The organism is Halomonas alimentaria, from assembly GCF_009902005.1.
GTDB lineage: Bacteria > Pseudomonadota > Gammaproteobacteria > Pseudomonadales > Halomonadaceae > Halomonas > Halomonas alimentaria.
On the sequence record NZ_WUTT01000001.1, the window covers coordinates 2,242,990 to 2,260,786 of the forward strand.

The window sequence follows — 17,797 nt, forward strand, 5'->3', positions numbered from 1 at the left end:
CATGTCCGCGGCTCAGCTGCCGTTGGCGGCGAGTCGCAGCTGTCGGCTGCGAAAGCGTGCATAGCCGGTACAGCCGGCAAACAGCGCCAGTGACACCACCGCCTCGACCACGCCACGCAGGCCCTGCCCGGGAAGGGTGGCGACCATCACGCCCTGGGCGAAGTAGAGGAGGCTGACGAAGGCCAGCCAGGCATGGCCACGGGGGCGCCGGCCGATCAGCGATGGCAGGAAGAGCACCAGCGGCAGCACGAAGGCGACGATGGGCACCAGCGCGCCGGTGTCGCCATCTATCTGCATGCCGCGATAGACCATCATGGCCATCAGCGCGGCGTAGCTGCCGAGCACCAGCCGGCGCATCTTGGCGGTCAGGACATCGAGCCCCCTGTCCTTCTCCATCCGCTCCAGTGCGGCCCTCATGAGTCGCTCTCCCGCAGCGTGGACAGTGCCAGGGCGAGGCGAGCCAGCCGGCGTCCCTGGGCGTACGCCAGGCTTCGCTCATGCTCATCGAGGGGCAGGTCGCTGCGCTTGCCGGCCAGGTGGCTGGCACCATAGGGCGTGCCTCCGCTGGTGGTCTCCATCAGCTCGGTCTCGCTGTAGGGAAGGCCGGCATAGACCATGCCGTGGTGCAGCAGCGGCACCAGCATGGTCAGCAACGTCGCCTCCTGACCGCCATGCAGGCTCGAGGTCGAGGTGAAGGCGGTGGCCGGCTTGTCGATCAGCGCGCCCCCCAGCCATAGCTCGCTGGTCCCGTCCAGGAAGTGCTTCAGGGGCGCCGCCATGTTGCCGAAGCGAGTGGGGCTGCCGATGGCCAGGCCGGCGCAATGGCGCAAGTCGTCCAGGGTGGCGTAGACCGCCCCTTCGTCAGGAATCTCGGGGTCCACCGCCTCGCAGGTGGCGGAGACCGGCGGTACGGTGCGCAGGCGCGCCTCGACGCCACGCAGGGACTCCACGCCGGCGGCGAGGCGCTCGGCCATTGCGCGGGTAGCACCATGCCGGGAGTAGTAGAGGATCAACACGTAGGGCAGGGAAGCGCTCATCTAAGCTCCAGATAGCGGGGGATTGAAAGGGAAGCTCACGCCAGCAGCGCAAGGATATCCTCGGGAGGGCGACCGATCACGGCCCGCTGGCCATCGTCGGCGATCGGCCGCTCCATGATCCTCGGGTGGGCGAGGAGCGCCCCGATCACCTGCTCCGGGTCACTGGCATCGGCGGCAAGGGCCTTCCACTCGGCCTCCTTGGTGCGCACCAGGCGCTCCACACCGCCCTCCAGGCGGTCGATCAGGGCGCGCAGCTCTGCCTCGTCCAGGGGCTCGTCAAGATAGCGACGCACCGCGACCTCGACACCACGCTCCTCGAGCAGGGCCAGGGCCTGGCGTGACTTCGAGCAGCGCGGGTTGTGCAGCAGGGTAATCCGGGTCATGGGGCTTCCTCGGCAAGATGGCCAATTGGCGACGGTTCGCGGCATTGTAGCAAGGGCGACGGGGTGGCTCACGGGGAAGCCGGTGCCGGCGATGCCTCGGGCAGGCGACGATATACCCAGGCCTCGCTGCCGTCGGCGAGGGTGAGCCGGACTCTCTGGTAGCGAATGCCCAGCCGCTCGTAGCGGTCGAGCCGGGCAAGCTCCTCGGCGGCAACGGTCAATACCTCGCCCGGCACACGCTCGCCGGGGGCCGGCTCGAGGTCCAGCCCGCTCCGTTGCCAGTCCTCGAGGTAGGCGGGTCGGGTCTCGACCCGGTCTCCGATCACGATCCAGCGCACCGGCGGCACGCGCAGGGTGCCATAGACGAAGACCTCATGGGGGCCCTCGCCGATGGGATCCAGATAGTCGGGGCGCTCGTAGGTGAAGGGGCTCAGCATGGTCAGCCACAGCCAGCCAGCGACTGCCAAGGGGGTGCCGATAAGGGTGGTGGTCAGCAGGTGTCGGAGTCGCATGGAGGTCTCGCCGTTGCGGTCGCCCCATCCTGCCATGCCCCGGCATCGCGACGCGAGGTTGGGCTCTGCTAGGATAGCCTTTCCCATGACGATGGAGGTGAGCCATGAACCCGACGGCACGCAATGACCTCGATTTCCAGGCGCTGATGGGGGATGTACGCCCGCTGACCCGGGGCAGGGATCGCGCCGATACCGGCCGTTCTGCGCGCTCGCCAAGTGAGGCACAGCTGGCTCGTCGCGAGAGTGCCGCCGCCGAGCCGGAGGGTCACGGCTTCCTCTCGGACGACTTCGTCGACCTGGTGCCGCCCTTCGACCCCCTCGACTATCGCCGTGACGGCATCCAACAGGGCGTGGTGGATCGCCTGCGCCACGGCGGCTATGCCGCCCAGGCGCGGCTGCACCTGCTGCGCCGCCCGCTGGAGGAGTGCCGGCGCAGCCTGCCGCCCTTTATCCACGAGGCCTACGCCCATGACCTGCGCTCGGTGCTGATCGTGCATGGCCGCGGCCAGGCCATCGACAGCCCGCCCAACGTGCTGCGCTCCTACCTGGCCAAGTGGCTCACGCAGTTTCTCGAGGTGCAGGCCTTCGTCTCCGCCCAGCCCGCCGACGGCGGCCTGGGCGCCACCTGGGTGTTGCTGCGCAAGAGCGAACGCGCCCGCGCCGACAACCGCGAACGCCAGCAGAAGCGGCGAGGTTAGGCGAAGGCCGGCTCGCGCGTGGCCTGGCGCTGTTCGCGCTCGCGGCGCCGGAACAGCGGTTCGGGCTGATCCACCGCCGGCTGGTAGGCACGGCTGAAGACATTCAGGTTGCGCAGGGCATCCTCGAGCCACTGGTCCTCACGCAACGAGAAACCGTCGAAGCCGCAGCGGCGCATGAAGAAGAGCTGGTCGACCAGCACGTCGCCGATGGCGCGAATCTCGCCCCGATAGCCGTGACGCTCGCGCAGCAGCCGCGCCAGGCTGTAGCCGCGGCCGTCGGTGAACTTCGGGAAGTCGATGGCGACCAGTGGCGCCGCGGCGAGGCGTGCGGCCAGGGCGTCATCGAGCTCGGTATCGGCGGCAAGCCAGGGAGCGCGCGCTTCGCCAGGCTCGCCCTCGAGCCACTGGCTCAGCGGCACGATGGCCGGCGTTCCATCCATCGGCTGGCCCTCGCGGATCAGCTGCCACTCATCGACGGCCGGCTGGCCGCGGAAGAGATAGGGGGGTTGGCTTGCGGAGAGGGGGGCCTGATCAGGCATAGACGCGCTCCTTGAAGGGCTTGAGACCGATGCGACGATAGGTGTCGAGGAAGGTCTCGTCGTCGCTGCGCTCGCTGACGTAGACCTTGAGCAGGGTGTCGATGACCCCGGGGACCGCCTCGCGGCTGAAGGAGGGGCCGAGGATCTTGCCCAGCGAAGCGGCATTGCCCTGGGCGCCGCCAAGCGAGACCTGGTACCACTCCTCGCCTTTCTTGTCGACACCGAGGATGCCGATGTGACCGACATGGTGATGGCCACAGGCGTTCATGCAGCCGGAGATATTGAGCTCCAGCGGGCCCAGGTCGTAGAGGAAGTCCAGGTCCTCGAAGCGTTCCTGGATGGCCTGGGCCACCGGGATCGACTTGGCGTTGGCCAGGGCGCAGTAGTCACCCCCGGGGCAGCAGATCAGGTCGGCCAGAGTGCCCACCGTGGGATTGGCCAGGCCCAGTGCCTCGAGCTCGTGCCACAGCGCCTCCAGGCGATCCATGGGCACATCGGAGAGCACCAGGTTCTGCTCATGGGTGACGCGCAGCTCGCCGAAGCTATACTCGTCGGCGAGATCCGCGATCTGGTGCATCTGCTCCCAGGTGACATCGCCGGGGGAGTGGCCGCTGCGCTTGAGCGACAGGGTCACCGACGCGTAGCCAGGCACCTTGTGGCCGTGGACGTTGTTGGTCATGAAGCGGCCAAAGGCGCGATTCTCGCCGCGCAACGCCTCGATAGCGGCGATTGCCTCGTCGGTAACGGGGCGCCGCTCGGGGTCGACGAAGTGGGCCGCCACCCGCTCGACGCTCTCCCGGGTCAGGGTCTGGGGGCCATCCTTGAGATGCGCCCACTCCTCCTCGACGCGGCGGCGGAACTCCTCGATGCCCAGGGCCTTGACCAGGATCTTGATGCGCGCCTTGAACTTGTTGTCGCGGCGGCCGAACTGGTTGTAGACCCGCACCAGCGCCTCGAGGTAGGTGAGCAGGTGCTGCCAGGGCAGGTCGTCGCGGACCACCTCGCCGATCATCGGCGTGCGGCCCAGGCCACCGCCGGCCAGCATCCTGACGCGCACCTCGCCCTGGGCGTCCCTCCACAGGCGCAGGCCCACGTCGTGGACCTGGATCGCCGCGCGATCCTCGGCGGCACCGGTCACCGCGATCTTGAACTTGCGTGGCAGGTAGGCGAACTCGGGGTGGAAGGTGGACCACTGGCGGATCAGCTCGCACCAGGGGCGCGGGTCGACCTCCTCGTCCTCGGCGACGCCGGCGAACTGGTCGGTGGTGGTGTTGCGGATGTCGTTGCCGCTGGTCTGGATGGCGTGCATCTGCACGCTGGCCAGTTCGGCGAGCATGTCCGGTACGCTCTCGAGCTTCGGCCAGTTGAGCTGCAGGTTGGTGCGGGTGGTGAAGTGGCCATAGCCGCGATCGTAGTCGCGAGCCAGGTCGCCCAGCTTGCGCAGCTGGTAAGCGGCCAGCATGCCGTAGGGGATGGCGATGCGCAGCATGGGAGCGTAGCGCTGGATATACAGGCCGTTCTGCACCCGCAGCGGCAGGAACTCCTCTTCGCTCAGGCGCCCGGCAAGATAGCGATCCATCTGGTCGCGGAACTGGGCCACGCGTTCGTTGACGAGGGTCTGGTCGTGGGAATCGTAGCGATACATTCAGCCATCCTGCTGCAGTGAAAGTGGCAATGCCTAGCCATGCACGATACGCGGAGCAGCATATTATTTAAAAGAATAAATATTCATAGTTTTTATACTTAAAGTAATTAGGGGGCATTCCTACACGCAGAGCCGCTGCCAGCGCCGACGCTGCCAGATCGCCGTGAACCACATCGAATTAAGGATGCGATAGGCGAGCTGTACCCACCAGATGCCCAGTAATCCCTGCTCGAACCAGACGCCTACCAGCCAGGCCAGCGGCAGGAACAGCAGCCACTGCAGCGACAGGGTGGCGGTCATTACCGTGCGGTTGGCCCCGGCGCCGAGCAGTGCCTGGGCCAGCACCAGTGCCGCGGCATCGAGCACGATCATCAGCGCCGTCAGGCGCAGCGGCAGCCGTGCCAGCTCGATCAGGGCCGAGTCATGCAGGAAGAGCGCGAGGACGGCATCGGGAAACAGCGCCATGGGCAGTGCGATGACCGCCAGGCAGAGCCAGGCGAGATGCACTACCTCCCAGCCCCAGCGGTGGGCGTCACCGTGCTCCTCACGCCCGAGTGCTTGGCCCACCAGGCTCATGGCCGCCATGCCCAGCCCCACGCCGGGCAGGATAAGCAGCAGCGAGAGGTTCACCAGCACGTGTCCCACCGCCACGCTGGCAGTGCCGACCTGGCCCAGTATCCAGAACAGCACCGCGTAGCCGGCCGCGAACCACAGCTGCTGGAAGGAGTGGGGGCCTGCCAGGCGCAGGGTGGTAAGGAAGGTGAAGCGGCGGGGCAGCCCGGCGAGGAAGCCGCTGGGCCGGGCGTGGCGCAGGCTGGCCACGGCCCACATCGCAAGCCCGGCGAACAGCGACAGGGTAGTGCCGGCGCCGGCGCCGGCGGCGCCCATGGCGGGCAGCCCCAGGTAGCCGAAGATCAGAGCCAGGCTCGCCATGACGTTGATGACATGCATCGCAAGGATGATGCGCAGGTAGAGGCCGGTCTGCTGGATGCCGTTCCAGTAGCCGCGAAAACAGAAGATCATCGCCACGGCAGCCAGCGACAGCACTCGCCAGCGGAAGTAGGTGACCGCCTCGGCGTTGACCCCGGGATCCTGGCTGATCAGCGCCATCAGCGCCGGTGCCTGCCACAGGCAGAGTGCCGTCACGGGCAACGAGAGCCCGACGGCGATGACCAGGCCGGCATTGAGTGGCATGGCCAGGCGCGTCCAGGCCTGCTCGCCGTGGCGCCGTGCGGTCTGGGCCTGCACGCCGGAGGAGAGTCCGAACACCAGGGCGGTGATCATGAACATCACGTAGCCGCCGATCCCCACCCCGGCCAGGGGCACCTCGCCCAGCGAGCCCACCATGGCGGCATCGATCAGGTTGATCAGGCTCTGGGAGAGCATGCCGGCGATGATCGGCAGGGCCAGGCGCAAGATGATGCGGCGACGTGTCGAGGGAGGCAGCATGGCGTTCCGCGGCAGGGGCTGGGTGCGGGCCGCCTGGGCGGCCCGCAGCGAGTCAGGCGGGGTCGTAGGAGAGCACCGGCGCCAGCCAGCGCTCCATCTCCTCGAGACTCATCCCCTTGCGCTCGGCCAGGGCCTCCACCTGGTCGCGGGTGATCTTGCCGGTGGAGAAGTACTTCGACTGCGGATGCGAGAAGTACCAGCCGGCCACGGCGGCCGCCGGCCACATGGCGAAGTTCTCGGTCAGGGTGATACCGGCCGCCTGGGTGGCGTCGAGCAGCCTGAACAGGGTGGGCTTCTCGGTGTGGTCGGGGCAGGCCGGGTAACCCGGTGCCGGGCGGATGCCCTGGTACTTCTCGGCGATCAGCGCATCGTTGTCCAGCGTCTCCTCGGGCACATAGCCCCAGAACTCCTTGCGCACCCGTTCATGGAGGCGCTCGGCGAAGGCCTCGGCCAGGCGGTCGGTGAGCGACTGCACCAGGATGGCGTTGTAGTCGTCGCCGGCGGCCTTGTACTGCTCGGCCAGCGCTTCCACCCCATGGCCGGTGGTCACCGCGAAGCCGCCGATCCAGTCGGGCTTGCCGCTCGGCTCTCCCTGGTCGTCGTAACGGGGCGCCACGAAGTCGGCCAGGCTGTAGCAGACCCCGTCGCGGTTCTTGGTGGTCTGCTGGCGAATATGGTGCAGGCGCTCGATCACCGTCTCGCGGGATTCGTCGGCATACACCTCGATGACGTCGTCATCGACGCTGTTGGCGGGCCAGATGCCGATCACACCGCGCGCCTCCACCAGCTTCTCGTCGATCAGCTTGCGCAGCATCGCCTGGGCGTCGTGGAACAGGCTGCGCGCCGCCTCGCCGACCTTGGCATCATTGAGGATCTTCGGGTACTTGCCGGCCAGCTGCCAGCTCATGAAGAAGGGCGTCCAGTCGATACGCTCGACCATCTCCTCGAGGTCGTAGTCATCGAAGGAGAGCGTACCCGTCATGGCCGGCCGCGGCGGGGTGTAGGCGTTCCAGTCGAGGCGACACTTGCGCTCCCGGGCCTGGGCGTAGGTCAGGTCGGCGGCCTTGGGGCGACGCTTGGCGTTGCGTTCGCGAACCTTCTCGTACTCGGCGCTGATCTCCGCGACATAGTCCGGCTTGAGCGTCGGCGAGAGCAGCTTGCCGGCGACCCCCACGGCGCGGGAGGCATCGGAGACGTAGATCACCGGCTGTTGATACTGGGGCTCCACCTTGACGGCGGTGTGGGCCTTGGAGGTGGTGGCGCCGCCGATCAGCAGCGGAAGCTCGAACCCCTGGCGCTGCATCTCCTTGGCCACGTGGACCATCTCGTCCAGCGACGGCGTGATCAGCCCGGAAAGGCCGATGATATCGGCATTCTCCTCCCGGGCCGTCTGCAGGATCTTCTCCGCCGGCACCATCACGCCGAGGTCGACCACCTCGTAGTTGTTGCACTGCAAGACCACGCCGACGATATTCTTGCCGATGTCGTGGACATCGCCCTTGACCGTGGCCATGACGATCTTGCCCTTGGCCTGGGTGTCCTCGTTGAGGGCCTTCTCCGCCTCGATATAGGGGATCAGGTAGGCCACCGCCTGCTTCATGACTCGCGCCGACTTGACCACCTGGGGCAGGAACATCTTGCCGGCGCCGAACAGGTCGCCGACCACGTTCATGCCGTCCATCAGCGGCCCCTCGATCACCTCGATGGGGCGGGTGGCGCGCTGACGGGCCAGCTCGGTGTCCTCTTCGATGTAGGCGGTGATGCCCTTGACCAGGGCGTGCTCGATGCGCTTTTCCACCTCCCAGGAGCGCCACTCGAGGTCCTCCTTCCTGGCTGCGCCGCCGCCGTCACCCTTGTACTTCTCGGCGAGGTCCACCAGGCGTTCGGTGCTGTCGGCGCGACGATTCTGGACCACGTCTTCCACCGCCTCGCGCAGCTCCTCGGGAAGGTCATCGTAGACCGCCAGCTGACCGGCGTTGACGATGCCCATGGTCAGCCCGGCGCGGATGGCGTGATAGAGGAATACCGAGTGGATCGCCTCGCGTACCGGATTGTTGCCGCGGAAGGAGAACGATACGTTGGAGACGCCACCCGAGACCATGGCGTGGGGCAGATGGTCACGGATCCAGCGGGTGGCCTCGATGAAGTCCACGGCGTAGTTGTCGTGCTCCTCGATGCCGGTGGCGATGGCGAAGATATTGGGGTCGAAGATGATGTCTTCCGGCGGGAAGTCGAGCTCGTCGACCAGGATCCGGTAGGCGCGCTGACAGATCTCGGTCTTGCGCGCGAAGGTATCCGCCTGGCCCGTCTCGTCGAAGGCCATCACCACCACGGCGGCGCCATGGCGACGACAGATGGTGGCCTGCTCGCGGAAGGCGTCCTCGCCCTCCTTCATGGAGATGGAGTTGACCACCGCCTTGCCCTGGATGCACTTGAGGCCCGCCTCGATGATCTCCCACTTGGAGGAGTCGACCATGATCGGCACCCGGGCGATGTCGGGCTCGCCGGCGATCAGGTTGAGGAAGCGCACCATCGCCTCCTGGGACTCGAGCATCCCCTCGTCCATGTTGATGTCGATGATCTGGGCGCCGCTCTCCACCTGCTCGAGGGCCACCTCCAGGGCGGTGGTGTAGTCCTCTTCGACGATCAGTCGCTTGAAGCGCGCCGAGCCGGTGACGTTGGTGCGCTCGCCGACGTTGACGAACAGCGAGTCGGGGCCGATGTTGAAGGGCTCCAGACCCGACAGGCGGCAGGCCTGGGGAATCTCGGGTACCCGGCGCGGTGCCATGCCCTGGATGGCGCGATGGATGGCGGCGATATGGTCGGGGGTCGAGCCGCAGCAGCCGCCGATGATATTGACCAGGCCGCTTGAGGCGAACTCGGCAACGATGGCCGCCATCTCCTCCGGGGTCTGGTCATATTCGCCGAACTCGTTGGGCAGGCCGGCGTTGGGGTGGGCCGAGACGAAGGTCTCCGCCTTGGTGGAGAGCTCCTCGATATAGGGGCGCAGTTCCGCGGCCCCCAGCGCACAGTTCAGGCCCACCGAGAGCGGCTTGGCGTGGCGCACCGAGTTCCAGAATGCCTCAGTGGTCTGGCCGGACAGGGTGCGACCCGAGGCATCGGTGATGGTGCCGGAGATCATCACCGGCAGGCGCTCGCCGCGTGCCTCGAACAGCTCCTCCAGGGCGTAGATCGCCGCCTTGGCGTTGAGGGTATCGAAGATGGTCTCGATCATGATCAGGTCGGCGCCACCCTCGATCAGCGCCTCGGCCGCTTCAAAGTAGTTCTCGCGCAGCGCATCGAAGGTGACGTTGCGCTTGGCCGGATCGTTGACGTCCGGGGAGAGCGAGGCGGTGCGCGAGGTGGGCCCGAGGACCCCGGCCACATAGCGGGGAATGCCGGTCTCTGCGCCCACCGCATCGCACACCTCACGCGCCAGGCGCGCCGCCTCACGGTTGAGCTCGGGTACCTGCGCCTCCATACCGTAGTCGGCCTGGGAGAGACGCGTGCTGTTGAAGGTGTTGGTCTCGACGATGTCGGCGCCGGCCTCGAGATACTCGCGATGGATGCGCGTGACCAGGTCGGGGCAGGTGAGCACCAGCAGGTCGTTGTTTCCCTTGAGGTCCGAAGGCCAGTCGGCGAAGCGCTCCCCCCGGAACTCCTCCTCGGAGAGGCCGGCGTTCTGGAGCATGGTGCCCATGCCCCCATCGAGCATCAGGATGCGCTCGGCAAGACGTTCGATCAGGGTAGCGGTCTGGGCAGTGGGAACGGCGGCCATGGTGTGAATCGGTCTCCAGCGGGGTAGTGTCCGGGGGTCGCGGCCGCTGGGTGCCTCGGGGCATCTTCTGTGCAGCGGCCACTGTCAAGCCCGACATGGTACCAAACTGGCCGTGGCGGGGGCAGGTGGGTGCACAAAAACCCAGCAAATCAGTCGGGATTGTTTCGTCGCGTCCCGTGTCTTACCATTGGCAGCATCACTTTATCCGGTACGCAGCAACCACGCCGCTGCCGCGGACCGATAGCGACAGCTTCACAAGAGAGTGTCATGAGCGAACCGATCCAGATTACCGACAGTGCCCAGGACTACCTCGCCGAGCTGCTCGAGAAGCAGAACGTCGAGGGTATCGCAGTACGCATCTTCATCACCCAGCCGGGTACCCCCTATGCCGAGACCTGCCTGGCCTACTGCCGGCCCGGCGAGGAGGAGCCGACCGACGAGAAGCTGGAGCTGGCCAAGCTCGGCGTCTTCCTGGACAAGAACAGCCTGCCGTTCCTCGAGGAGGCGGTGGTCGACTTCAACGCCGACCGCATGGGCGGTCAGCTGACCATCAAGGCGCCCAACGCCAAGATGCCCAAGGTCAACGCCGACAGCCCGCTGGAGGATCGCGTCAACTACATCCTCTACAGCGAGATCAACCCCGGCCTCGCGGCTCATGGCGGCGAGATCAAGCTGGTCGAGCTGACCGGCGAGAACGTGGCCGTGCTGGCCTTCGGTGGTGGTTGCCAGGGTTGTGCGGCGGTGGACCTGACCCTCAAGGAGGGCGTCGAGCGCACCCTGATGGAGCGCATTCCGGAGCTGGGTGGCATCCGTGATGTCACCGACCATACCGACACCACCAACGCCTACTACCGCTAGGCGGGACCGACCCCTAGTCGACAGGAAGATAGGGCCAGCCGTGAGGCAGGCCCTGTGCCAACACAAGGGCCCCACCGATCGGTGGGGCCCTTGTGCTTGCGTCCGGTGAGATCACTGGGCGTCGTCGGTGGGCTCGCGCTTCTCGCTGCTCTTCTCTTCATCATCGGTATCACCCTCCGCCTCGTTACCCTTGGTCGTCGGCGTCTGCCACAGGCAGCGATGGAGCTGTTCCTCCAGGCTCCTGACGCGCTGGGCCTGGTCCTCCAGATGACGCTTCTGTTCGTCGATGCGCGCCTGAAGCAGCGCCTGCTCGTGGTGGCGAGTGTCCGCCAGCGACTCGGCCTGGCGCCGCGCCCAGTCGGTCTCGCGATGGCGCTTCTCCTCCTCGGCCAGCCGGGCACGCGCCTCCTGCAGATGTGACTCCTGGCGGGCGAGGCGCTTCTCCTGCTGCTCCTCACGGCCGGCCGCGGCCTTCTCCTGGGCCTGTCGCTCCTGGCGCGCCTGGTCGAGCAGCGCCATCAGGCGCGTCTCGGCACTTTCGTGGCGCTGCTCTTCTCGCGTCAGCTTCTCGCGATGCTCGGCTTCCCGGGCCTGCATGGCCTGCTGATGCTCGTCCGCCACCCGGGCCGCCTCGTCCCGATGACGCTGCAGCAGGGACTCCGCCTCGGCCAGTCGCGTGGCGAGGCGTTGCTCGGCCTTGCGGAGGGTCTCGTTATCCGCCTGACGGGTGGCCAGCTCAGCGCTGAGTGTCTCGAGTCGCTGTTCGGTGCCGGCCAGGTGGCTGGCCAATGCCGTTTCGCGCTGCCTGGCATCCTCGGCCTGGCGGTGGGCGTCGGCGGCAGCCTCACGGGCCTCCTCGATCTTGCGGTCCGCCTCTTCCCGATAGTGCGCCAGCGCCTGATTGGCGCTTTCCTGGGCCTGGCGCCACAGCCCCTCGGCGAGCTCCTGCAGGGCGGCCGGCATGCCGCGGGGCGGGGGCACGTCGCGGTTCTCCTCGCGCTGTTGCCGCCACTCGCGCAGGTGCTCGCTGATGGTGGTGAAGCTGCCGGTGCCAAGAATCTCGCGAATCTTCTGCACGCTGGGGGCGTCACCGCGGGTCAGCAGTTCATCGATGGCTCGCTGCACGTCTTTGTAGGTCACGCCACTGCGCGCCATGGGTCTCTCCTCGGCAGGAAGGGGGCGCGAGCCGGTGGATCGCAATGCCCCTCTGGGGTGTTTTCCGGCGCAGCATAGCGGGGATTGTCGATAAATGGAAGATTATTACATTATACGTAATACGTAAAATACGATATGAAATAGAGAGTAAAATCAAGATTACGCGGCTTATCTTGATTTATTGTTCGCTGGGCAGGGATACTGCGAGTGAGGAGTGAGGAGTGAGGAGTGAGGAGTGAGGAGTGGACAGAATGAGCCGTGAGCTGGTGTCGGCAAGCGCCTTGCCTGACCTGGCAGAGCTACCCGTAACCGGGCAGGGCGGTTATATCGCGGCGCGCAGCGATGCCGAGGCGGTGGCCGAATGGCTGGCGGAGTATCGGGCCAGCCCGAGGACACGGCGCGCCTATCGTCGCGAGGCCGAGCGCCTGCTGCTGTGGCTCGCCGAGCGGGACATGACGCTGAACCAGGTGAGACGCGACCATCTGGAGGGTTTCGAGGCATTCCTCGCCGACCCCCAACCTCGCTCGCGCTGGGTCGGGCCGCCGCGGCCTCGCCAGGCCGAAGACTGGCGCCCGTTTCGTGGCCCGCTGTCGCCGGCGAGCCGTCGCCAGAGCCTGGTGATCCTGCAGGGCATGTATGCCTGGTTAACCGAGGCGGGGTGGGTAGCCCACAATCCCTTCCGGTTGATGCGCGACAAGCGACGACGCCTGGACAATCGTCAGGGCAGCATAGAACGCTATCTGGAGGCGCCGCTATGGGAGTGGTTCTGGGGCTGGTTGACCGGCGCAGGCAGTCCAGCCATGGAGGAGGGCGGCTCACCGCGAGAGCGTTACCAGCGCCACCGGCGCCGCTTCGTGTTCGGCTTCGCCTACCTGCTGGCCCCGCGCATCAGCGAGATGAGCGCGGCGCGCATGGGCGACTTCCAGCGGCGGGAGGGGCGCTGGTGGTGGAACGTCGTCGGCAAGGGGAGCAAGACCGCCAGCATTCCGGTACCGCCCGACATGCTGACCCTGCTGACCGAGTGGCGTCTTGCCCTGGGCCTGAGCCCGGAACCCCAGCCGGACGATGCCACACCGTTGCTGCGCGCCCTGGATGGCAGGCGGGGCATCGGCGACAACCGCCTCTACCGGCTGATCCGCGAGACATTTCGCGAGGCCGCCGATGCCGTCGAGGAAACGCACGGGGAGGGCGCCCATGGCTGGGCGCTGCGGCTGCGCCAGGCGACCCCGCACTGGCTGCGCCATACGGCGCTGACCCATCAGGCCCAGGCCGGTGTCGAGCTGCGCTACCTCGCAGCCACGGCGCGCCATTCGAGGCTGGATACCACGGCCCGCTACCTGCACGCCGAAGACGAGGCGTGGCACCGCCAGCAATCGTTGCATGGCCTTGCCGAGCGAAGAGAGGGACGACAGGGGGCGGACGCCACCCGGGACGAGCCGGTATAATCGTGGCAAAGACCACGAAGGAGCTTTCATGACGATCGAGGCAACCGCCGAACAGGCGCAGCAGGAACTGATCGACGAGTTCGAGATGTTCGACAACTGGATGGATCGCTACCAGTACATCATCGACATGGGCAAGGCGCTGCCCGACTTCCCCGCGGAGTGGATGCGCGACGAGCTCAAGATCCAGGGCTGTCAGTCCAATGTCTGGATGCACCACGAGCGCCGCGGCGAGGTGGTGCACTTCGACGCCATCTCCGATGCCGCCATCGTCTCGGGGCTGATCGCCGTGCTGATGCGGATCTACAACGACCGGCCGGCCGCCGAGATCCGCGATACATCGCCGCACTTCCTCGCCGACCTGGGGCTCGACAAGCACCTCTCGCCGACGCGCAGCAATGGCCTCAACGCCATGCTCAAGCGCATCTACGAGGTGGCCGAGCAGGAAGCCGCCTGAGGCTCAGCGCTCCCGCTCGTCGTCTGCCGGCGGCCGGGGGCGAAAGTTCTCGTCGAGCTCGGGATCCTCGCGGCACAGCGCCTCGCTGGGGCCGCCGGGTACCGGGTCGATGCCGCCCTCGCAGCCGGGGTGGCAGCGCGCGATGCGGCGTGCGGCCATCAGCCCTCCCTTGAGCGACCCGTGCACCCGGATCGCCTCCACGGCATAGCTGGAGCAGCTCGGCCAGTAGCGACAGCGGGGCCCGAGCAGGGGGCTCAGGGTAACCTGGTAGAGCTTCACGAGGGCGATCATCAGCCAGGCCGTGGCCTGGCGCAACAGCCGCACCAGCTTGGCCAGCCAGGCCGCCAGGCAGGGCATCAGGCCTTGCCGTAGAGGGAATCGGGGTCGATCAGCGGGGCGCTGGTGATGCGTGCCGCGTCCTTCTCGAGGGCCACATAGAAACAGCTGCGGCGTCCGCTATGGCAGGCCGGTCCGGTCTGGTCCACCTGCAGCAGCAGGGTGTCGCCATCGCAGTCCAGGGCGGCGCTGACAAGGTGCTGCTGCTGGCCGGAACTCTCGCCCTTGCGCCACAGCTTGCCGCGTGAGCGCGACCAGTAGCAGACCCGCCCCGTGTTCAGGGTCTCTTCCAGCGCCTCACGATTCATCCAGGCCATCATCAGGACCTCGCCGCTGTCATGCTGCTGGGCGATGGCCGGGATCAGGCCGTCGGCATTGAAGCGGATGGCCGCAAGCACGTCGGCCAGCGCATGGCGGCTGTCGGCGGGGGCCCGTTCCAGGGCCTTGAAGGTGTCGGGCATGGGATTCTCCGCAGGATCGAGGTTCTCGCTGGTTGGGCTCAGTCGTCGGTGGCGCAGCAGGCATCGCAGCGTCCCAGCAGCTCGATGGTCTGACGCTCCACCCGGAAGCCCAACTGGCGGGCACAGCCGGAGAGCTGGGCATTGACCTCATCCAGGTGCAGCTCCTCGACACGCCCGCAGACGCGACAGATCAACAACTGGAAGCCGTGGGAGTGCTCGGGGCAGGGGCAGGCGACATAGGCATTGAGCGACTCGATGCGATGCACCAGACCCTGGTCGATCAGGAACTCCAGGGCACGATACACCGTCGGCGGCCTGGCCGAGGCGTGCTCGGTCGCCAGGCGGTCGAGCAGGTCATAGGCCTTGAGACCCCCGGGGGCGTCGGCAATCATCTCGAGCACCCGGCGGCGAATGGGCGTGAAGCGTGCGCCGCTCTGCTGGCACTGCCGCTCCGCCTGGAGCAGCAGGTTACGGGATTCGGTCATGGGACCCGTCGGCTGTGGATTCTATCGCCATTCTACGCGGCTGGGTGAGGGCGGGCCACCGAGGTTCAGGCCTCGGCGACGGCCTCGAGCTCGCTGCGCCGTGCGAAATGCTCGCGAGCGAAGGCCACCCGTGCTTCGGGCGACAGGCCCTCGGGCTGCTTCTCGACCAGGTCGAGACGACGCCTGAGCCCCTCGCCATTGGCCATCTGGATCGCCAGCCCCGGGCGCGCATTGAGCTCGAGCAGCATGGGTCCCTGGTCGCGGTCGAGCACCATGTCGGTGCCCAGGTAGCCGAGGCCGGTCATCTCGTAGCAGCCGGCGGCGAGCAGCAGCAGGGTAGGCCAGTCGGGGATGGCCAGACTGGCCAGCTCATGGCCGGTATCGGGATGGTCGTGGCGGGTACGGTCGAACTGCACGCCGCGAATGGCGGTACCGGTGGCGATATCCAGGCCCACCCCGACCGCCCCCTGGTGAAGGTTGGCCTTGCCGTCCGAGGCGGCGGTGGAGAGCCTCATCATTGCCATCACCGGATAGCCGCGGAAGACGATGACGCGGATATCCGGGACCCCCTCGTAGGTGTATTCGGAGAGGCTCTCGTCGAAGTTGATCAGCGCCTCGGCCAGCGCCACGTCGGGAGCACCGCCCAGCGAGTAGAGGCCGGAGAGGATATTGGAGACGTGACGCTCGATGTCTGCCAGCCGCATCCGGGCCCCGCTAGGCTTGATGAACTCGTCGCCCTCCACGCGCTCGATCACCAGGATGCCCTTGCCGCCACTGCCCTTGGCCGGCTTGATCACGAAGCCGTTGTGGCCGGCGAGCAGCTCGCCGATATGCTTGACGCCGAACTGGGTGGTGACGGTGCCGATCAGCGCGGGGGTGGTGATGCCGAAGCGCTCGGCGAGCAGCTTGGTCTGCAGCTTGTCATCCACCAGCGGATAGAGGCGACGATTGTTGTATCGCCCGATGTAGCGGATATTGCGCCGGTTCATGCCGATGATGCCCTTGGCGCGCAGCTTGCCGGGGGTCGTCCATTCACGCATGGCTCAATCCTCGGTGACCGGCTTGAAGCGACGCAGCTCCAGCAGGCGATAGCCGGTGTAGTTGCCGATCAGTAGGATCAGTGCCATCAGGATCAGCTGCACCCCCAGGAAGTTGAAGGTGATATGCCGCACCCAGGGGTTGTTCATGGCCAGAAAGGCCAGCACCGCGGTAATCAGGCTGCCGCCGCCCTGGATCAGCACCTGCTTGGGGCCTTCCTCTTCCCACAGGATCGACATGCGCTCGATGGTCCAGGAGAGGATGATCATCGGGAAGAAGGTGATGGTCAGGCCGGCATTGAGCCCGAACCGATAGGCGAGCACCGAGAACACCGAGATGATGCCGATCACCGTGATGATCACCGCCGTGACCCTCGCCACCAGCAACAGGTTGAGGTAGGAAAGGTAGCTGCGGATCACCAGACCCACGGCCACCACCAGCAGGAAGCCGATCAGCCCCGTGGCCAGGCTGGTCTGGATGAAGGCCAGGGCGATCAGCACCGGCATGAAGGTGCCCGACGTCTTGATCCCCACCAGGATGCGCAGCAGTACCACCACCAGCGCGCCGATGGGGATCAGCAGGATGGTCTGGAAGAGTGCCTGTTCCTCCAGTGGCAGGCTGTGGATGGAGAAGTTGAGCAGGGTGTCCTCGGCCAGCTGGTTGCGCACCGCGGCGGCCGCAGGCTGGTTGCGGGAGAGCATCGAGAAGGTGACCCGCGAGTTGGTGCCCCCCTGCACCTCGAGCACCGCCTGGCCACTTCCCTCCCAGATCAGCAGGTTATCCGGGCGACCCTGCTCTCCGTTCGCCGGGTCGAACAGCTTCCAGCTCTGGTCGTCGAATACCTGAATCCAGCTGGTCAGCGACTGACGGCGCCTTCCATCCTCGAGCAGCAGCCCGTTCACTTCCCGGGCGGGAACCCCTGCCTGGTTGAGCAGGCGAACCAGCAGGGGAGTGCGGTCGAACTGGGTCATCAGCAGGCGGGCATTCTCGCCCTGGCGCTCCGCGTCGAACTCATGGAACAGCTCGCGTGCGAAGGTGAAGGAGTCGGCGCTGCGACTCCAGGCGCGCTCGATCAGTTGCGCGGCCGCCGTGTCATAGGGACGCTCCCAGACGATGTCGCGGCGCAACGGTGGGGTCTCCAGGCGCGGTGGACGGCTGTCCGGTGCCACCAGGACCTGGGCGGTGTAGTAGAGCTGCTGGGAGCCGCTGGCCTCGCGAATCGACCACTGGGCGCGCCGGGCACCATCCTCCTCCACGAACGACAGCCCGAAGCCCGGTGAGGCGGTATGTTCGGTGAGCAGTCGGAAGCCTTCCTGGGTCGATGGCAGTGCCATGTCCACCAGCACCGGGTCGCCCAGCGCCGTGAAGTTGACCTGCGCTTCCACTTCCCACACCTGGCGCTGTTCGCCTGGAGTCCAGGGCACCTCGAGCTGGTAGTGACGGTGCAGGCTCATGGCCACGCCAGCCAGGAACAGGACGCCGACCAGCAGATAGAAGGGCAGTCGTGACATGGGTCTTCCTTGG

At 66.9% G+C, this 17,797-nt stretch carries 18 protein-coding genes; 4 read left to right on the forward strand and 14 right to left on the reverse strand.

The features are described 5' to 3' along the window. Positions 1-12 precede the first annotated feature (12 nt). The 4 genes from GRB96_RS10650 to GRB96_RS10665 form a co-directional block, all read right to left on the reverse strand. Entirely contained in the window at positions 13-417 is a 405-nt protein-coding gene (locus GRB96_RS10650) for a DUF2069 domain-containing protein (protein WP_161432116.1), read from the reverse strand. After that, positions 414-1,037 carry an NAD(P)H:quinone oxidoreductase gene (gene wrbA, locus GRB96_RS10655; protein WP_161432117.1) on the reverse strand — a complete coding sequence of 208 codons (624 nt, stop codon included), beginning with the start codon at positions 1,035-1,037 and terminating at the stop codon, positions 414-416. Before wrbA ends, GRB96_RS10650 begins: the two co-directional genes overlap by 4 nt. 35 nt (positions 1,038-1,072) lie before the next feature. Continuing rightward, positions 1,073-1,420, reverse strand: coding sequence for an arsenate reductase (glutaredoxin) (gene arsC / locus GRB96_RS10660; RefSeq protein WP_161432118.1), 348 nt, complete (start codon positions 1,418-1,420; stop codon positions 1,073-1,075). Between the two features lie 68 nt (positions 1,421-1,488). Then, complete coding sequence (locus GRB96_RS10665) at positions 1,489-1,932, reverse strand: gamma-glutamylcyclotransferase family protein (RefSeq protein ID WP_161432119.1); 444 nt, start codon at positions 1,930-1,932, stop codon at positions 1,489-1,491. Between the two features lie 104 nt (positions 1,933-2,036). Between GRB96_RS10665 and smrA the strand changes: the two genes are divergently transcribed. Continuing rightward, complete coding sequence (smrA, locus tag GRB96_RS10670) at positions 2,037-2,630, forward strand: DNA endonuclease SmrA (protein ID WP_161432120.1); 594 nt, start codon at positions 2,037-2,039, stop codon at positions 2,628-2,630. Here smrA and GRB96_RS10675 read toward each other — a convergent pair. The 4 genes from GRB96_RS10675 to metH form a co-directional block, all read right to left on the reverse strand. Beyond that, positions 2,627-3,169, reverse strand: coding sequence for a DUF934 domain-containing protein (locus GRB96_RS10675; RefSeq protein ID WP_161432121.1), 543 nt, complete (start codon positions 3,167-3,169; stop codon positions 2,627-2,629). The two genes, smrA and GRB96_RS10675, sit on opposite strands and share 4 nt — an antisense overlap. Continuing rightward, positions 3,162-4,814: a nitrite/sulfite reductase gene (locus GRB96_RS10680; RefSeq protein WP_161432122.1), complete on the reverse strand. Its 1,653-nt coding sequence runs from the start codon at positions 4,812-4,814 to the stop codon at positions 3,162-3,164. Before GRB96_RS10680 ends, GRB96_RS10675 begins: the two co-directional genes overlap by 8 nt. Before the next feature lie 120 nt (positions 4,815-4,934). After that, a complete protein-coding gene (locus GRB96_RS10685; protein ID WP_161432123.1) occupies positions 4,935-6,263 on the reverse strand; it encodes an MATE family efflux transporter in 1,329 nt (442 codons plus the stop codon). A gap of 52 nt (positions 6,264-6,315) precedes the next feature. Then, the gene (gene metH / locus GRB96_RS10690; protein ID WP_161432124.1) at positions 6,316-10,041 is read right to left on the reverse strand and encodes a methionine synthase; all 3,726 of its coding nucleotides are present in this window, start codon (positions 10,039-10,041) and stop codon (positions 6,316-6,318) included. 267 nt (positions 10,042-10,308) lie between these two features. Between metH and nfuA the strand changes: the two genes are divergently transcribed. Next, entirely contained in the window at positions 10,309-10,899 is a 591-nt protein-coding gene (gene nfuA, locus GRB96_RS10695; protein WP_161432125.1) for a Fe-S biogenesis protein NfuA, read from the forward strand. 111 nt (positions 10,900-11,010) lie between these two features. Here nfuA and GRB96_RS10700 read toward each other — a convergent pair whose 3' ends face one another. Continuing rightward, positions 11,011-12,054, reverse strand: a complete 1,044-nt coding sequence (locus GRB96_RS10700; protein ID WP_161432126.1) for a DNA-binding protein — start codon at positions 12,052-12,054, stop codon at positions 11,011-11,013. 251 nt (positions 12,055-12,305) lie between these two features. Here GRB96_RS10700 and GRB96_RS10705 point away from each other — a divergent pair, with 251 nt between their 5' ends. Next, positions 12,306-13,499, forward strand: coding sequence for a tyrosine-type recombinase/integrase (locus GRB96_RS10705; RefSeq protein ID WP_161432127.1), 1,194 nt, complete (start codon positions 12,306-12,308; stop codon positions 13,497-13,499). A gap of 28 nt (positions 13,500-13,527) precedes the next feature. After that, positions 13,528-13,953 carry a SufE family protein gene (locus GRB96_RS10710; protein ID WP_161432128.1) on the forward strand — a complete coding sequence of 142 codons (426 nt, stop codon included), beginning with the start codon at positions 13,528-13,530 and terminating at the stop codon, positions 13,951-13,953. Positions 13,954-13,956: 3 nt separating this feature from the next. Here GRB96_RS10710 and yidD read toward each other — a convergent pair whose 3' ends face one another. The 5 genes from yidD to GRB96_RS10735 form a co-directional block, all read right to left on the reverse strand. Beyond that, positions 13,957-14,310 (reverse strand): membrane protein insertion efficiency factor YidD, encoded by a 354-nt coding sequence (gene yidD / locus GRB96_RS10715; RefSeq protein WP_161432129.1) that lies wholly within the window; start codon positions 14,308-14,310, stop codon positions 13,957-13,959. Then, positions 14,310-14,750 (reverse strand): phosphoribosyl-AMP cyclohydrolase, encoded by a 441-nt coding sequence (gene hisI / locus GRB96_RS10720; protein ID WP_161432130.1) that lies wholly within the window; start codon positions 14,748-14,750, stop codon positions 14,310-14,312. Before hisI ends, yidD begins: the two co-directional genes overlap by 1 nt. Positions 14,751-14,788: 38 nt before the next feature. Continuing rightward, a complete protein-coding gene (locus GRB96_RS10725) occupies positions 14,789-15,235 on the reverse strand; it encodes a Fur family transcriptional regulator (protein WP_161432131.1) in 447 nt (148 codons plus the stop codon). A 65-nt stretch (positions 15,236-15,300) separates the two neighbouring features. After that, positions 15,301-16,275: an alpha-L-glutamate ligase-like protein gene (locus GRB96_RS10730; RefSeq protein ID WP_161432132.1), complete on the reverse strand. Its 975-nt coding sequence runs from the start codon at positions 16,273-16,275 to the stop codon at positions 15,301-15,303. A gap of 3 nt (positions 16,276-16,278) precedes the next feature. Next, on the reverse strand, positions 16,279-17,784 hold the full coding sequence (locus tag GRB96_RS10735; RefSeq protein ID WP_161432133.1) for a UUP1 family membrane protein: 1,506 nt from the start codon (positions 17,782-17,784) through the stop codon (positions 16,279-16,281). Between the last annotated feature and the right edge of the window lie 13 nt (positions 17,785-17,797).

Bases quoted from the DNA above. Each gene is read 5' to 3' on its own strand.
- GRB96_RS10650 (WP_161432116.1), bottom strand. From the start codon at position 417: ATGAGGGCCGCACTGGAGCGGATGGAGAAGGACAGGGGGCTCGATGTC.
- wrbA (WP_161432117.1), bottom strand. From the start codon at position 1,037: ATGAGCGCTTCCCTGCCCTACGTGTTGATCCTCTACTACTCCCGGCAT.
- arsC (WP_161432118.1), bottom strand. From the start codon at position 1,420: ATGACCCGGATTACCCTGCTGCACAACCCGCGCTGCTCGAAGTCACGC.
- GRB96_RS10665 (WP_161432119.1), bottom strand. From the start codon at position 1,932: ATGCGACTCCGACACCTGCTGACCACCACCCTTATCGGCACCCCCTTG.
- smrA (WP_161432120.1), top strand. From the start codon at position 2,037: ATGAACCCGACGGCACGCAATGACCTCGATTTCCAGGCGCTGATGGGG.
- GRB96_RS10675 (WP_161432121.1), bottom strand. From the start codon at position 3,169: ATGCCTGATCAGGCCCCCCTCTCCGCAAGCCAACCCCCCTATCTCTTC.
- GRB96_RS10680 (WP_161432122.1), bottom strand. From the start codon at position 4,814: ATGTATCGCTACGATTCCCACGACCAGACCCTCGTCAACGAACGCGTG.
- GRB96_RS10685 (WP_161432123.1), bottom strand. From the start codon at position 6,263: ATGCTGCCTCCCTCGACACGTCGCCGCATCATCTTGCGCCTGGCCCTG.
- metH (WP_161432124.1), bottom strand. From the start codon at position 10,041: ATGGCCGCCGTTCCCACTGCCCAGACCGCTACCCTGATCGAACGTCTT.
- nfuA (WP_161432125.1), top strand. From the start codon at position 10,309: ATGAGCGAACCGATCCAGATTACCGACAGTGCCCAGGACTACCTCGCC.
- GRB96_RS10700 (WP_161432126.1), bottom strand. From the start codon at position 12,054: ATGGCGCGCAGTGGCGTGACCTACAAAGACGTGCAGCGAGCCATCGAT.
- GRB96_RS10705 (WP_161432127.1), top strand. From the start codon at position 12,306: ATGAGCCGTGAGCTGGTGTCGGCAAGCGCCTTGCCTGACCTGGCAGAG.
- GRB96_RS10710 (WP_161432128.1), top strand. From the start codon at position 13,528: ATGACGATCGAGGCAACCGCCGAACAGGCGCAGCAGGAACTGATCGAC.
- yidD (WP_161432129.1), bottom strand. From the start codon at position 14,310: ATGCCCTGCCTGGCGGCCTGGCTGGCCAAGCTGGTGCGGCTGTTGCGC.
- hisI (WP_161432130.1), bottom strand. From the start codon at position 14,750: ATGCCCGACACCTTCAAGGCCCTGGAACGGGCCCCCGCCGACAGCCGC.
- GRB96_RS10725 (WP_161432131.1), bottom strand. From the start codon at position 15,235: ATGACCGAATCCCGTAACCTGCTGCTCCAGGCGGAGCGGCAGTGCCAG.
- GRB96_RS10730 (WP_161432132.1), bottom strand. From the start codon at position 16,275: ATGCGTGAATGGACGACCCCCGGCAAGCTGCGCGCCAAGGGCATCATC.
- GRB96_RS10735 (WP_161432133.1), bottom strand. From the start codon at position 17,784: ATGTCACGACTGCCCTTCTATCTGCTGGTCGGCGTCCTGTTCCTGGCT.